General features: G+C 57.8%; 11 protein-coding genes. 7 read left to right on the plus strand and 4 right to left on the minus strand.

From position 1 onward, the window contains the following. Positions 1–71 precede the first annotated feature (71 nt). Positions 72–1,466: a class II fumarate hydratase gene (locus tag KGA97_RS20295; protein ID WP_032829261.1), complete on the minus strand. Its 1,395-nt coding sequence runs from the start codon at positions 1,464–1,466 to the stop codon at positions 72–74. A 192-nt stretch (positions 1,467–1,658) separates the two neighbouring features. Between KGA97_RS20295 and KGA97_RS20300 the strand changes: the two genes are divergently transcribed. From KGA97_RS20300 to KGA97_RS20320, 5 genes are all read left to right on the plus strand, one after another. Then, positions 1,659–2,189, plus strand: coding sequence for a DUF2059 domain-containing protein (locus KGA97_RS20300; protein ID WP_008035681.1), 531 nt, complete (start codon positions 1,659–1,661; stop codon positions 2,187–2,189). Positions 2,190–2,201: 12 nt separating this feature from the next. Next, complete coding sequence (locus KGA97_RS20305) at positions 2,202–2,498, plus strand: BolA family protein (RefSeq protein ID WP_008035680.1); 297 nt, start codon at positions 2,202–2,204, stop codon at positions 2,496–2,498. Positions 2,499–2,682: 184 nt separating this feature from the next. Then, the gene (locus KGA97_RS20310) at positions 2,683–3,624 is read left to right on the plus strand and encodes a rhodanese-related sulfurtransferase (RefSeq protein ID WP_008035679.1); all 942 of its coding nucleotides are present in this window, start codon (positions 2,683–2,685) and stop codon (positions 3,622–3,624) included. Between the two features lie 3 nt (positions 3,625–3,627). Then, positions 3,628–4,266: a DsbA family protein gene (locus KGA97_RS20315; protein ID WP_008035678.1), complete on the plus strand. Its 639-nt coding sequence runs from the start codon at positions 3,628–3,630 to the stop codon at positions 4,264–4,266. Further along, on the plus strand, positions 4,259–6,076 hold the full coding sequence (locus KGA97_RS20320; protein ID WP_223481364.1) for an ABC transporter ATP-binding protein: 1,818 nt from the start codon (positions 4,259–4,261) through the stop codon (positions 6,074–6,076). The genes KGA97_RS20315 and KGA97_RS20320 overlap by 8 nt, the downstream gene beginning before the upstream one ends. 14 nt (positions 6,077–6,090) lie before the next feature. On the opposite strand, the gene KGA97_RS20325 is transcribed toward KGA97_RS20320, so the two are convergent. Next, on the minus strand, positions 6,091–10,749 hold the full coding sequence (locus KGA97_RS20325) for a deaminase domain-containing protein (RefSeq protein ID WP_223481365.1): 4,659 nt from the start codon (positions 10,747–10,749) through the stop codon (positions 6,091–6,093). Positions 10,750–11,039: 290 nt separating this feature from the next. On the opposite strand from KGA97_RS20325, the gene KGA97_RS20330 reads away from it, so the two are divergent. Together KGA97_RS20330 and KGA97_RS20335 are read left to right on the plus strand one after the other, a co-directional pair. Beyond that, positions 11,040–13,499: an EAL domain-containing protein gene (locus KGA97_RS20330; protein ID WP_008040916.1), complete on the plus strand. Its 2,460-nt coding sequence runs from the start codon at positions 11,040–11,042 to the stop codon at positions 13,497–13,499. A 78-nt stretch (positions 13,500–13,577) separates the two neighbouring features. Then, entirely contained in the window at positions 13,578–14,339 is a 762-nt protein-coding gene (locus KGA97_RS20335) for a TenA family transcriptional regulator (RefSeq protein WP_008040915.1), read from the plus strand. Positions 14,340–14,417: 78 nt separating this feature from the next. Here the strand turns inward: KGA97_RS20335 and sugE are convergent, their stop codons facing one another. Then, positions 14,418–14,732, minus strand: a complete 315-nt coding sequence (gene sugE, locus KGA97_RS20340) for a quaternary ammonium compound efflux SMR transporter SugE (RefSeq protein WP_008035664.1) — start codon at positions 14,730–14,732, stop codon at positions 14,418–14,420. Between the two features lie 119 nt (positions 14,733–14,851). Continuing rightward, complete coding sequence (locus KGA97_RS20345; protein ID WP_207285744.1) at positions 14,852–15,817, minus strand: bile acid:sodium symporter family protein; 966 nt, start codon at positions 15,815–15,817, stop codon at positions 14,852–14,854. Between the last annotated feature and the right edge of the window lie 116 nt (positions 15,818–15,933).

A 15,933-nucleotide genomic window follows, 5' to 3' on the forward strand; every position in this document is an offset into this window, starting at 1 on the left:
CCTACAGGAGAATGCATAACCTGTAGGAGCGAGGCTTGCCCGCGAAGACTGACTAACAGTCACCGCAATACTCAGCCCTTGGCCCCAGCCTCCAGCATATTCTCCGGCCTTACCCACGCATCAAACTGTTCATCGGTCAGATACCCCAACTGCAACGCCGCCTCCCGCAACGTCAGCCCTTCGGCATAGGCCTTCTTGGCAATTTCCGCCGACTTGTCGTAACCAATATGCGGGTTCAGCGCCGTCACCAGCATCAACCCACGCTCCAGATGCTCGGCCATTTTCTCGGCATCCGGTTCCAGGCCGGCGATGCAATGCTGCTGGAAGTTGCTGCAGCCATCGCCCAGCAAGCGGATCGATTGCAGCAGGTTGTGGATGATCACCGGTTTGAACACGTTCAGTTGCAGATGCCCCTGACTCGCGGCGAAGCCGATGGCCACGTCGTTGCCCAACACCTGGCATGCGAGCATCGACAGGGCTTCGCACTGAGTCGGGTTGACCTTGCCGGGCATGATCGAACTGCCGGGTTCGTTGGCCGGCAATTTCACTTCGGCGAAACCGGCACGTGGCCCGGAACCCAGCAAGCGCAGGTCGTTGGCGATTTTCATCAGGGTCACGGCGAGGGTTTTCAGTGCGCCGGACAGCGTGGTCAGCGGTTCATGGCCCGCCAATGCGGCGAATTTGTTCGGTGCGGTGACAAACGGCAGGCCCGAGAGCGCAGCCAGCTCGGAGGCAATCGCTTCGCCAAAACCGTGCGGCGAATTCAGCCCGGTGCCGACGGCGGTGCCACCCTGGGCCAGTTCACACACATCGGGCAGGGCGCTGCGGATCGCCCGTTCGGCGTAATCCAGTTGTGCGATGTACGCCGAGAGTTCCTGGCCGAAGGTGATCGGCGTCGCATCCATCATGTGGGTGCGGCCGGTCTTCACCAGCTTCATGTGTCGCGCGGACAGCTCGGCCAGACCGCCCGACAGTTCGCTGATCGCCGGCAGCAAATGGTTCTGCACCGCCTGCGCGGCGGCGATGTGCATCGCGGTGGGGAAGCAGTCGTTGGAGCTCTGCGAGCGGTTGACGTGATCGTTGGGGTGCACCGGCACCTTGCCGCCGCGCGGGTTGCCGGCCAGTTCGTTGGCGCGCCCGGCGATCACTTCGTTGACGTTCATGTTGCTCTGGGTGCCGCTGCCGGTCTGCCAGACCACCAGCGGGAACTGGTCGTCGTGTTTGCCGTCGAGCACTTCGTCGGCGGCCTGTTCGATCAGCCGGGCGATGTCGGCGGGCAGATCGCCGTTGCGGTCATTGACCCGCGCCGCGGCTTTCTTGATCAGCGCCAGCCCATGCAGCACCGCCAGCGGCATGCGCTCGTTGCCGATGGCGAAGTTAATCAGCGAGCGTTGCGTCTGAGCGCCCCAGTAGGCCTCATCCGGCACTTCCACCTGGCCAAGGCTGTCGGTTTCGATACGGCTCATCATGCACACTCCTGTCAGTCTGATAGCGCAGTTTAGGCCGTGATCGCCGGCCGTGGTTCCATCGGTCAGTATTTTGACCATTCAACCCCTCTAATTCAGGCACGACAAGGCTTGGGGTTGAGCGACACACTTTTTTAGGCGCAGAATGGACGCCCTTGGGGTTTTACCTCGCCTGCTAGAAAAGGAAACTCGATGACTCGTCTTCGTGCCATCTGTACCGCGGTTGCACTGGTTTGCGCCAGCGGCCCTGTTTTTGCCGATACCGCCAGCCACAACGCCAGTGCCGAAGCTTTCCTGACCCTGGCGCACGCTGACAAATTGGGCACTCCGGTGTACATGCAAGTGCAGCAAATGTTCGCTCAGCGCTTTGAACAGACCAAAGCCCCTGAATCGAAAAAAGCCTTGCTGGAAACCTACCAGGCCAAAGCCAACGCCGCTCTGGATCAAGCCATTGGCTGGAACAAGCTGAAGCCGGACATGGTCAAGCTGTACACCTCCAACTTCAGCGAATCCGAGCTGAAAGACCTGGTCGCGTTCTACCAGTCGCCACTGGGCAAGAAAGTCCTGGAAAAAATGCCGCAGCTGACCCAGCAATCGGCCCAGATGACCCAGGCCAAGCTCGAAAGCGCCGTGCCAGTGGTCAACAAGCTGTTGGCTGACATGACCAACGAGCTGGACCCTAAGGCTAACGCCGCTGCACCTGCTGCCAAGAAAAAGCCTTAAGCGGAGGTCGGTATGACCATGCAACAACGCATCGAATCGACGCTGGGCCTGTTACAGCCCGAGCACCTGCAAGTGCTGGATGAAAGCCATATGCACAGTCGTGGGTTGCAGACCCATTACAAGGCCGTGGTGGTCAGCCAGCAGTTCGAAGGGCTCAACCGCGTCAAGCGTCACCAGAAAGTCTACGGCACGCTCGGCGAGCTGATGGGCGAGTTCCATGCGTTGGCGCTGCATACCTACACGCCTGAGGAATGGGCACAGATCGACACGGCTCCGGCCTCGCCGACCTGTGCTGGCGGCTCGCATTGATGTCCCGCCCCTTGTAGGAGCCGGCTCGCCGGCGATGGCGTCCTCGAGATTGCCATCGCCGGCAAGCCGGCTCCTACAGAGGAGCGTTTATTTTTGCTAGAATCCGCAACGCGCCGCTTACCCGGCGCGTTTTTTTTCGCATCCGGTTCACCCCTTACGAGGGTAGCCACCTGGAGAATCACCCATGACACAACAGATTGTCGTGGCGGCACTGTATAAGTTCGTCACCCTGGAAAACTACGTCGACCTGCGCGAGCCGCTGCTGCAGGCCATGGTCGACAACGGCATCAAAGGCACGCTGTTGATCGCCGAAGAAGGCATCAACGGCACCGTGTCCGGCAGCCGTGAAGGCATCGACGGGCTGATGGCCTGGCTCAAGAACGACCCGCGCATGGACGACATCGACCACAAAGAGTCGTACTGCGATGATCAGCCGTTCTATCGCACCAAAGTCAAACTCAAGAAAGAAATCGTCACCCTCGGCGTCGAAGGCGTGGACCCGAACAAAAAGGTCGGCACCTACGTTGATCCAGAGAACTGGAACGCGCTGATCAGCGATCCGGAAGTACTGTTGATCGACACCCGCAACGATTACGAAGTCTCGATTGGCACCTTCGAAGGCGCCATCGATCCGAAAACCACCAGTTTTCGCGAATTTCCCGACTACATCAAAGCCAACTTCGACCCGGCCGTGCACAAGAAAGTCGCGATGTTCTGCACCGGCGGCATTCGTTGTGAAAAGGCTTCGAGCTACATGCTCAGCCAGGGTTTCGATGAGGTCTACCACCTCAAGGGCGGCATTCTGAAGTACCTCGAAGAGGTGCCGCAGGAAGAAACCAAATGGCAGGGTGACTGCTTCGTGTTCGATAACCGCGTGACCGTTCGTCATGACCTCAGTGAAGGTGACTACGATCAATGTCACGCCTGTCGTACACCGGTTAGTGTTGAAGACCGCGCGTCCGAGCACTATGTGGCCGGCATCAGCTGCCCGCATTGCTGGGATAAGCTGAGCGAGAAGACCCGGCGCAGTGCCATCGATCGGCAGAAGCAGATCGAACTGGCCAAGGCTCGCAACATGCCGCACCCGATCGGCTACAACTACAAGCAAACCCCTTCCGAGGCTTGAACCATGTCTGCACGCCGCCTGCTCTATGTGATGGACCCGATGTGTTCCTGGTGCTGGGGCTTTGCGCCGGTGGCCAATGCGTTGGTCGAGCAGGCGCAGGCGGCGGGTGTGGACGTGCATTTGATTGTGGGCGGTTTGCGCACCGGCAGTGGTTCGGCGCTGGAGCCGACCACCCGGCGCTACATTCTTGAACATTGGCAGGCGGTCACCGAGGCCACCGGTCAACCGTTCAAAATCGAAGGCGCATTGCCCGACGGCTTTGTGTACGACACCGAGCCGGCCTGTCGGGCGTTGGTGACGGCGCGCAGCCTGGCGCCGGATTGCGCGTGGAAACTGCTTGGTCTGATCCAGCATGCGTTTTACGCAGAAGGGCGCGATGTCACCCACGCCAGTGTGCTGGTGGAACTGGCGGAGCAGGCCGGTTTGCCGCGCATCGAGTTCGCAGCCGCGTTCGACCGCGCCGATCAACATGCCGCGACTGCGGCCGATTTCACTTGGGTGCAGGACCTCGGCATCGCCGGTTTCCCCACCTTGCTGGCAGAGCGTGATGGTCAATTGGCGTTGTTGACCAATGGCTATCAGCCTCTCAGCGTACTGTCACCGCTGCTCGGCCGCTGGCTGGAGCGCGCTGCCTGTGCATGATCTGCCTGACGACACCCCAACCGCTGCACGTGTCGACCGTCTGAGCTGGGCGGAAATCCGCCGCCTGGCCCTGCATCACAAGAAATCCCTGTGGATCGCCAACGGCGTGGCCGTGCTGGCGACGTTGTGCAGCGTACCGATTCCCTTGCTCTTGCCCTTGCTGGTGGACGAAGTGCTGCTGGGCCATGGCGACGCAGCACTGAAAGTCATGAACCACGCACTGCCCGAAGGCTGGCAGAAAGCGGCGGGGTACATCGGCCTGATGCTGCTGGTGACCTTGTTGCTGCGCTGCGGTGCCTTGTTGTTCAACGTGGTGCAGGCCAAGTTGTTCGCGGCACTGGCCAAAGACATCGTGTACCGCATCCGCCTGCGGCTGATCGAGCGCCTCAAGCGCATCTCGCTGGGTGAATACGAAAGCCTGGGCAGCGGCACGGTGACCACGCACCTGGTTACTGACCTGGACACGGTGGACAAATTCGTCGGCGAAACCCTCAGCCGTTTCCTCGTGGCCATGCTGACCCTGATCGGCACCGCCAGCATCCTGATCTGGATGCACTGGAAACTGGCGCTGCTGATCATGCTGTTCAACCCGCTGGTGATCTATGCCACGGTGCTGCTGGGCAAGCGGGTCAAGCACCTGAAGAAACTCGAGAACGACAGCACCTCGCGCTTCACTCAAGCGTTGACCGAAACCCTCGATGCCATCCAGGAAGTGCGCGCCGGCAACCGTCAGGGCTTCTTCCTCGGGCGTCTCGGCCAACGTGCGCGGGAAGTGCGCGATTACGCGGTGAACTCCCAGTGGAAAACCGATGCCTCGAACCGGGCCAGCGGTTTGCTGTTCCAGTTCGGCATCGATATTTTCCGCGCCGCGGCGATGCTCACCGTGTTGTTTTCCGACCTGTCCATCGGCCAGATGCTCGCGGTGTTCAGCTACCTGTGGTTCATGATCGGTCCGGTGGAACAGCTGCTGAATCTGCAATACGCCTACTACGCCGCCGGTGGTGCGCTGTCGCGAATCAATGAGTTGTTGGCAAGGGCCGATGAGCCTGAGTACCCGGGCGGTGTCGACCCGTTCAACGGTCGCGAAACCGTGGGTATCGAAGTCCAGGGATTGAGTTTCGGTTACGGTGACGAACTGGTGTTGAACCAGATGAACCTGTCCATCGCTCCCGGTGAAAAAGTCGCGATTGTCGGCGCCAGCGGCGGCGGCAAAAGTACGTTGGTGCAATTGCTGCTGGGCCTTTACACGCCTCTGGCCGGAACCATTCGCTTCGGCGGTTCGACCCAGCAGGACATTGGCCTGGAAACGGTGCGTGAAAACGTAGCGGTGGTCCTGCAACATCCGGCGCTGTTCAACGACACCATCCGTGCCAACCTGACCATGGGCCGTGAGCGCAGTGACGAAGCCTGCTGGCAGGCGCTGGAAATTGCGCAGCTGCACAACACGGTTCGGGAATTGCCCAACGGCCTGGACAGTATCGTCGGACGCTCCGGCGTGCGCTTGTCCGGCGGTCAGCGCCAACGCCTGGCGATTGCTCGGATGGTGCTGGCCGAACCGAAAGTGGTGATCCTCGACGAGGCCACTTCAGCGCTGGATGCCGCCACCGAATACAACCTGCACCAGGCACTGGCGCGGTTCCTGAGCCACCGCACCACGCTGATCATTGCGCACCGATTGTCCGCCGTAAAACAGGCCGACCGGGTGCTGGTATTCGACGGCGGGCAAATTGCCGAGGATGGCGACCATCAGCAACTGATTGCCGAGGGAGGTTTGTACGCCAAGCTGTACGGGCATTTGCAGCAGCACTGATCAGTGCTGCGCGGCTACTTCCAGATCACGTTCAAGGCCTCCGGACTGCCGTCATAACCGAATTGCTTCATGACGATTGAACACGAATCGCAGGGGGCCATGGTGGTGGCGATGGTGATGGACTCAAGCTCCTGAGAGTCCGGATATTTCTGGCGTATGACGCTGATGAGCTTGCTCTCGGTGTCCAGTGACGTAGGGCGTAGGGTGAGTTCGGGGGTGTATTTCTCGATGTCTTTGATCGTGTGCGGAATCGCTTGTAACTTGCCAGAACTGGAGACCTTCAGCGATTTCTCCGGGAAGTTGGCACCGTGATCGATGTTGAAGTAACTCGTACCTTCGTCGATCACCTCTTTCGAGCCTCTGTTTCTCTCAAACAATGGCAGGTAAGCGGTGTCACCCTGCCTGCCGGAAACGCTGACATAAACCTCCCGAATGCCCTGTCTTGTCTTGATTTCAGCGAATGCAACATTGCGCAGTTTGCCCAATTCACTGTTATGAATGGCGCTGATGCGTTGCTGTAGTTCCAACATGACGCCATCGATTTTCAACGCCTTGGGCCCACCCCGAACCGACGATTCCAGGGTGATAACGGTTCTCTGAAACAGTGTATTGAATACTTGCGCTGTCGTTTCACGGACACTTTCCGGAGCATTCCTGGACGCTGACCAGGTCGTTGCACCATCGGTGGAGTGCCTGACGATCATTCGGGTCGAGTGATCGAACAGCACGGCCTCGCCGGGGCTGGTATCGACCTTGATCAGCCTGAGTGTATCGGGCGGATTGGCATGGCCGCCGATAGGTATGGCGATGTTGTCCATCGCCCTCATGGCGCGCTCAACGAGAGTCACACCGTAAATCCTCGCCATGTTGTTGGCATTCAACGAGCCGGTGTACACCACCATCAACTCGCGCCGCAGTTCGGCGGGCAAGGTTGACGCTTGCTTGAAAGTCAGTGCGTTACGCAGGCTTTGCCCTTTTGCCAGTTCGGCAACGTAAAAATCCCCCGCATCAAGACGTGTGAAAACATACCGTTTCGAACCGTCTACGGAGTCCACGATGACGGCTCCGGAGTGGAAGGTATCGGTCACACCTTTTTCGGTCACGTTGACTTTGACACGCCCGTAAATGCCTTTGCGGAATTCCATCGTCGCGTCGAGTGTTGTGTGAGTGGCCAACGAAACCTTCGTCAGGGGGGCGCCCGCAGTGCCTGGTGTGTAAATGCTGTCGCCAAACCAGGTGGCCCATCCCTTGGTTTCATCGAAGGCGCCAACCGCGGGTGTCGGGGCCGGGTCTCGCTTCACATAGCGAGTCGTGCACACATCTGCTCCCGGGGCGCGTCTCGGTCGGCAAGGTATCGACTTCAGCGAATCACTCGCGTCAATCAAGTCTGCACGGCGTAGCGTGTCACCCTCCAGCCGGTACGGCACGTCATCGATGAACAGCGTGGTTCGGCCGTCCACTTCAAGCACTTCTCGTACGTGGCGTGTCTTGGCTAGCTCCACAACCGATTGCTGGTTGCGGCTTTCCAGGGTGCTGTAGTGCGATTGCCCGGGAGAGAAGTCACTGGCGCGGGTGGTCAACGACGGGCCATAGGGCTTGGAGGACAATGGATCGATCAGGCGCAAGTCGGTCTTGCCAGAGGTGCCGATGTTGCGAATTGGCACATCATCTATGCCTTTGATGCTGGCTAGCTGATCTCCCAGCGTTGCAGGCTTCCAGCGTCCGGCATCACTCAACTGAGGCAAGCTGCGCACGTACTCGTAGTAGCGGATTTTCCCCACGAGTTCGTTAAATTCGAACGTGACGGTTTTATAAATGTATCGCACCGATTTGCCCAAGCCTTTGAGCAGCGCGGGAATAATCTCAAGCGGATTCAACGCTCGCAGTGTCGATACCAGCAGTGTTTTTGTCAGCGTTGAAAAAGAAGGAAGCGTTGCACGAGTGGCCAACCGGCCTGCGTTGCTGATCAGTCTGACTGAACCCGTGGCGAACTTGCCAATGGGGATCACGAACGAAATCACGTCAAAAAACAGGCCGACTATGCCCAACGCGATACGGTTCTTATCGCCTGACATCAGGTCCTCGACAGGGCCCCAGAACGGTACAAACATCTTTGCGATCTGGAGTACTTTTCTACGGCGAGCTTCTTCGAGTTCAAACTGGGTCTGGCCCTTCGCAAAGGTACGCAATTCTTGCGGGTCAACGAACAGGAGCTCGGTCGCAATGTGTCGGCTGATCGCCGTTGAACGGTTGGACGACAGGGTCAATGGGGCACGTCTATGCTGCTCTGTAACCCCTGAGCTTGCGCTGATAGTCGGCGGCAGCTGATCGATGATGGCTTCGCAGAAGGCTGTTGCCTTGGGCAGGGTACCGGTCGAATGTGCGTCCCAGTCGAAGGGTAAATGCCGGTCGCGGATAACATCGACATAGTTCCCATTGGAGGTGGTGGCCATCGCCCCGATCCGGGGAATCAACAACGTCGCATCAAAGTTTTCGAGGCGGCGTATTACCCCGGCTTTCGGGAGAAGTTCGTAAAAAGTGCTGACGGAAACGGCGGCTTCGTCCCCGATGGGCTCGTTTGTTTGAGTCGCTTGCAGGATTACGCCGTTGCGCGCTCTGAGCGGCAACGTAATTTCGGGCGTTTCGTCTTTGGCGGCGACTTTGCGGGTTTCTTTGCGCAGGCTGTAAATCTTGACTTCACCCACCTCCAGCGCCAGGCGGTCGGCATACGGAAGTGAGGTTAACAGCGTTCTGATCAATGTCTGGTAGGCCGTTGTGATCTTTTCCAGATGCCGCTTGAACGCATCGTCAAACAGCGCAGGGACATCGGGGATTTTGGTAAACGGTGACAGGACTTCTTGACGGCCTTCAAATCCAATACCGGGAACCGGCCATGGCTTGTCAGCTTTCAAGTACCGGTCCTTGTCCATCCTGATCCATTGTGTACTTAAGGTCTCGCCGTCGGCTTCAGTCACAAACCATATTTTCTGATCGTCGAACATACCGGACGCCAAGACGTCGGCGAACGAGTAATACTTGTATTCCTTACCCCTGAGTGGCAGTGTGTCGCGAAAGCCGATCGAAGCCAACTCGTCATACCTGGCCAGTTTGCGTCCGTCGGTATTGAAGGCTTCGCTTCCGAACAGCGTTTGTATTTCAGCCTTGGCGATGGCCAGCCGTTTGGGTGGTTCCTCATTGATTCGGATAACCGCTTGATTGACCTCCTTCGAGTGTTTTTCAAGTTCGGAGCAGGCTCGTTCGATGTCGGCTTGCGTGTAATCCTTGAGGTCTTTTTGCGAAACGAAACCCTGGGTGACAGCCCAATCCAGGGTCGGAAGCAGCCTGGTGAGACTGAGGAGGTTCAATTCTTCCGTGGTTGCCACTTCGGCCCTGTGCATGGGCAAGTTGACCAACTGCTGGAAGCTCAGCCTGTCCAGCAGTTCAGGGGCGACGGATTTGACGAAATTTACACCGTTGAGAAAATTGACCCAGACAACCGTGCTCCGATAAGCAAGATCTGCCGGAATGTCCCGGACACGGAACTCGAACGGGAATCGGGACAAAAATAATCGTGCAATGACCACGGCCTCTTTGTCTGACGCGGCCAGTTTTGACGTGAGTAAATGGGCTTCAAATGCCTCGCGGATAGCCTGATAGCTTTTTCCCCAATTCGAACGACTCTGCCACTCATAACCGGCCATCGAGTCGGTGGGGTCCAGGGTCTGTGCGCAAAGCCAATGCTGCAGCGCGTTAGCTATCAGTCTGGTGCGGATGTAAGGCGAAGTCTCTTCACCGGTTGTGCCGCCATACCAATTCATTGTTGTCAGTAATGTGTTTCCAAGCCTTTGAGCCTCCGCGCTCTGCAGGATTTTTTCGAGATACACACTCGGCATTGCGCGTACTTGTTCAATCGTTGCGGTAGGAAGAATGTCCTTGGCAAGGTAAGTCAGCGGTGAATTAACGCTCTCTGGCAGGAATCGATCAACCACATCGATTATTTCGGCGCGAGCCTGGATGCCATGGAGCAGCTGCGTATCAGGTGGCGCGTCAGGAAAGAGCTTTTTAATAGTTGCGAATTTTTCCAGATCCTTTTGTGTTGGAGAGGGCTTTAGATCGATGGCTTCAAACTCGTCCTCCAGTCTCAAACGATGGCTGGCGATCCTGTCCTGAACGACCTTTATCGTGACCTGAACTATTTGCGGGTCTCTCGACGTCAATGCAATACCGTAAAAGACGCACATTCTTTCTAAGCCAATGGTGCGGTTTGAATTCAACACTCCGCCCAGTAATGCTGCTGCCCGCTCAATCCGCAGTTTCAGCGGCTGCCATTTGGCGTGCTCGGTCAACTCCAGCGTGACTTTATGTCCTGTGTTCTTCCAGGCCTGATAGACATACTTGCCCTCCTTGAACGCAACGGACAGATCGCCGTGCTTTATTTCAAGTTTTGTGCACATATCGATGTAATCCCGATCGCGCAGCACTTGCCACAACGCTTTTAATCCATCTGCGCTCACCTTGGTGAGTGGTGAATAAGGTTTTAGTGGCAAGACGGGCCATAGAATGTTTACCGGTGTTTCGCGCAAGGCCGCGAGCAGAAGTTCGTAATCCTCCAGTTGGCCTGCATGTAACTCAGCCTCGGAGGGTGAAGGTGGGTTTGAAGTGTTCGATTGCATGTAATTGCTTCTCTTGATTATCGGTTGATCTGCGCATCGCTCTGGTGCGATGGCGTCGTTGGCCGATTTCAAGCGAAAACAAACAGGAGAGAGCGGTACATAGTTAGGTGATGGCGGCTTTTCTCCAGGAACTGTGTCGCGAGGTGTGTCCGCCTCTCACTGAAAACCGTTATTTACCGGCACTTGCCCATAGAAAGGGCTTCTCGCTTGCCGGGATCGAGAACGCACCCTAGTCTAGCTGTAGCGATCACGTTGGATGATGATCTGGCAGTGCTAAAACAAGGGACCTCATGAATCAAACGCGGACTCTCGGAACGCCACGGTTGCTGGGCATTGTCTGGCCATTTATCGCTGTCGTGCTATTTCAGGCGCTGTTGGGCGGTTTCAGCCTGTATGTTTTGTCGGCGGTGCGCGGCTATGTTGCCGGCGAAAGCCTCTGGTCCAAGGGCCAGAAAGACGCCATCTATTACCTGAATCTCTACGCGGACAGTCGCGACGAGACGATATTCCTCAAATACCAGAACGCCATCGCCGTGCCTCAGGGGGGCCACGAGTTACGTTTGGCGCTGGACAATCAACCACCGAACATCGAAGCGGCACGCCAGGCGATCCTCAAGGGGGGCAACCATCCGGATGACGTCTCCAGCCTGATCTGGCTGTACCTCAATTTCCGCCACTTCTCTTACCTTGAGAAAGCCATCGACCTCTGGACGGTAGGGGATGCGTATCTGCTGCGCCTTGATAATGTTGCTCGGGAAATGCATCAGCGCATCACCTCCCGTCAGGCCACCAATGGCGATATCCAGCGCTGGAAAGATCAGATATTTGCGATCAACGATGAAGTGACGCCGGCGGCGAAGGCCTTCAGCGATGCCCTGGGTGAAGGCTCGCGGGTGATTCTGCGCCTGCTGCTGTTGACGAATCTCGCCACCGCCCTAGGCTTGATTGTCCTGGCCCTGATGCGCACGCACAAATTGCTCAAGCAGCGCCATGCGTTTGCCGACGCCTTGCAGTTGGAGAAGGAGCGCGCGCAGATCACCCTGCAATCGATTGGCGACGCCGTGATCACCACCAATGTCGACGGCGCGATTGCCTACATGAACCCGGCCGCCGAGGCGTTGACGCACTGGAAGGCCGAGCAGGCGACAGGCTTGCCCCTGGCCGCGCTGTTCAATCTGCTGGACGAGAATGCCCAGGCCGACGGCTTTACGTTGATCGAGCACATACTGAGCGGTCAGCTCAGCGGTGGCAGCGAGCATTCCAAATTGATTCAACGGCTGGATGGCAGCACGGTTTCGGTCACGCTGGTCGGTGCGCCGATCCGCAATGCCGGCAAGGTCAGCGGCACTGTGCTGGTGTTGCACGACATGACCCAGGAGCGGCAATACATTGCCAATTTGTCCTGGCAGGCGACCCATGACGCCCTGACCGGGCTGGCCAATCGCCGCGAATTCGAATATCGCCTGGAACAGGTGCTGCACAACCTGACGCGACATCCGGGGCGTCATGCCTTGATGTTCCTCGATCTGGACCAGTTCAAGCTGGTCAACGACACGTGCGGCCACGCGGCGGGGGACGAGTTGTTGCGGCACATCTGCGCGTTGCTGCAATCGGGCTTGCGCGAAGGCGATACCCTGGCCCGCCTGGGCGGCGACGAATTTGGCATCCTGCTGGAGAGTTGCGCACCGGAAGCCGCGGAGAAAATCGCCGAGGGCCTGCGCCAGACCGTGCAGAACCTGCACTTCGTCTGGAAAGGCCGGCCGTTCGTGACCACCGTGAGCATCGGCCTGGTACACATCAATCAGCACCCGACCACCCTCGAAACATCGCTGCGCGCCGCCGATATGGCCTGTTACATGGCCAAGGAAAAGGGCCGCAACCGGGTTCAGGTCTATCACGCCGATGACTCGGAATTGTCCCTGCGCTTTGGCGAAATGGCTTGGGTGCAGCGCTTGCACATGGCGCTGGAAGAGGACCGCTTTTGTCTGTATGCCCAGGAAATCGCAGCCCTGGGTCATGTCGAAACAGGCGGCGGGCATATCGAAATCCTGTTGCGCCTGCATGACGAAGCCGGACGCATGATATTGCCCGACAGTTTTATTCCGGCGGCGGAACGTTATGGGTTGATGACTTCGCTTGATCGTTGGGTTGTACAGAATGTTTTCAAGATCATTGCCCAATGTATATCGGAGAAACACAAAGGGCCGTTGGCGATGTGTGCGATTAATCTGTCAGGCACAACTATAGGAGATGAGGCGTTCCTGGACTTCCTGCGTCAACAGTTCATTACTTATTCCATACCGCCTGAAATGATTTGTTTTGAAATTACTGAAACCAGTGCTATTTCCAATCTTGGAAGTGCAATTAGATTTATTAATGAACTCAAAGGCTTAGGTTGCCACTTTTCGTTGGATGACTTTTGCGCCGGTATGTCCTCATTCGCCTACTTGAAACATTTGCCTGTAGACTTCCTGAAGATCGACGGGAGTTTCGTAAAGGATATGCTGGACGACCCGATTAACCGCGCCATGGTCGAAGTGATCAATCACATCGGCCATGTAATGGGTAAGCGTACGATTGCCGAGTTTGTTGAAACACCCCAGATTGAACAGGCATTGCTGGAAATCGGGGTGGATTACGCTCAAGGGTATGTGATTGAGCGCCCGCATTTGTTTACCTGCGATAGTTTACAAAGTCGTCCTGCCAGGCCTCAGCCGTTGTTGTTCAAGGCGCCTGGCACGTTCCGTTGAAATCTCTTGCTGATCCTTACAATCACAATCAAAAGGAACCCGACAGTGATCGATACATTCAACAGAACCGGACCCCTCATGGAAGCTGCAAGTTATCCCGCCTGGGCTCAGCAACTGATCCAGGACTGCAGCGAGAGTAAACGCCGGGTTGTCGAACACGAATTGTACAGGCGCATGCGAGATAACAAACTCAGCGCAAAGACCATGCGCAACTACCTTATTGGTGGTTGGCCCGTGGTTGAGCAATTCGCGTTATATATGGCACAGAACCTCACCAAGACCCGCTTTGCCCGCCATCCCGGCGAGGACATGGCGCGACGATGGTTGATGCGCAACATTCGTGTGGAATTGAACCATGCTGATTACTGGGTGCACTGGAGCCGTGCTCACGGTGTCAGCCTGGAAGAACTGCAGGCGCAAAAGGTGGCCCCTGAACTTCACGCCTTGAGTCATTGGTGCTGGCATACCAGTTCGGCGGACTCGTTGATCGTCGCCATTGCCGCCACCAACTATGCCATTGAAGGCGCGACCGGCGAGTGGTCGGCGCTGGTCTGTTCCAATGGCGTCTACGCGGCATCGTTCCCCGAAGAGGATCGCAAGCGAGCCATGAAGTGGCTGAAGATGCATGCCCAGTACGATGACGCCCATCCGTGGGAAGCGCTGGAAATCATCTGCACGCTGGCGGGGCTGAACCCGAGCAAGTCACTGCAGGCCCAATTGCGCGAGGCCGTGTGCAAAAGCTACGACTACATGTACCTGTTCCTGGAACGGTGCATCCAGCTTGAGCATGTGGAAAAGGCTCCGGTCGCGCGTGGGCGCATGGCATTGGCCGAAAGCTGATCGGTTGGACTCACCATTGAAAAAGCCCGCGCCCTCTATCGATAGAGGGGCGGGCTTTGTCGTATTGGCCGCAAGCCGTCAGGCGCTGACTTTCAGTCCGATCAGCCCGGCAATGATCAAGGTCACGCTGGCCAGCCTGAACAGCGCCATCGATTCACCGAACAGGATGATCCCGGCGATGACCGTGCCGACGGCACCCACGCCGGTCCAGATCGCATAGGCAGTGCCCAGGGGCAATTCCTTCATCGCCAGCCCAAGCAGGCCAAGGCTGATGGCCATCGCGGCAATCGTCAACGCAGTAGGGAGAGGACGGCTGAAACCGTCGGTGTATTTCAGGCCGACAGCCCAGCCCACTTCGAACAGGCCGGCGAAAAACAGAATGATCCAGGACATGAGAGACCTCCATCGATTGACGGGGTCGTCCCCAGATTAATGACTCGATCGAGCCGCGAGGTCGTCCTCGCGTTGCGCAGTATGGTGCCCATCATTAACCCGGGGATCAAGTTTTCCGCTTACTCGGTCACTTGCCGAGTCGCGGTTTCCCGATCTTCTTTCTCGCTCATCCGGCGGAAATACGTCGAGAGCAGCGCCCCGGAAATGTTGTGCCACACACTGAACAACGCGCTCGGCACCGCCGCCAGCGGCGAGAAATGCGCACTGGCCAGCGCGGCGCCCAAACCGGAGTTCTGCATGCCAACCTCCAACGCCAGGGATTTACGCTGGGCCAGTGGCAACTTGAACAGCCGTCCGGTGAAGTACCCCAGCAGATAGCCGAAGCTGTTGTGCAGCATCACCACGGCCATGATCAGCAGGCCGGACTCGGCAATCTTCGCCTGGCTGGCCGCGACGACAGCCGTGACGATGATCACGATGCTGACAACGGAAACCAGCGGCAATACGTCCACCGCGTGGCGAACCCGATCACCGAGCACGCGCTGAGCGACCACGCCGAGCACGATCGGCAGCAGCACCACTTGCAGGATCGACCAGAACAATTCCATGAAGGACACCGGCAACCAGGCCGAGGCGAGCAGCCAGATCAGCGCGGGCGTCAGCAGTGGAGCGAGGAGGGTGGTGACGGCGGCGATGGCCACCGACAGCGCCAGGTCGCCACGGGCCAGCCAGGTCATGACGTTTGATGAGGTGCCGCTTGGGCAGCAACCGACCAGGATGACACCCACGGCGATTTCCGGCGGCAGATGGAACACCTGGCAGAGCAACCACGCCACACCGGGCATGATCACGAAATGTGCAACCACGCCCAGCGCCACGCGCCACGGATGGCGAGCGACTTCGGCGAAGTCTTCGAGCTTGAGGGTCAGGCCCATGCCGAACATCACCAGGCCCAGGAGCGGCACGATCGCGCCTTTCAGTCCGAGGAACCATGCCGGTTGCAGGAAAGCCACGACGGCGAAAATCAGAACCCAGTAAGCGAAGGTGTTGCCGACAAAGCGACTCAATGCAGCCAGTGCACGCATGGCCTGATCCTTATTTTAAGTAACACTGCAAAACCCCTGCAGGAGCGAGCCTGCTCGCGATGGAGTGTCAGGCAAAGAGAGGCGACTGACACACCATCGCGAGCAGGCTCGCTCCT

The sequence above is a fragment of the Pseudomonas sp. BF-B-15 genome (genome assembly GCF_019946675.1).
Lineage (GTDB): Bacteria > Pseudomonadota > Gammaproteobacteria > Pseudomonadales > Pseudomonadaceae > Aquipseudomonas > Aquipseudomonas migulae.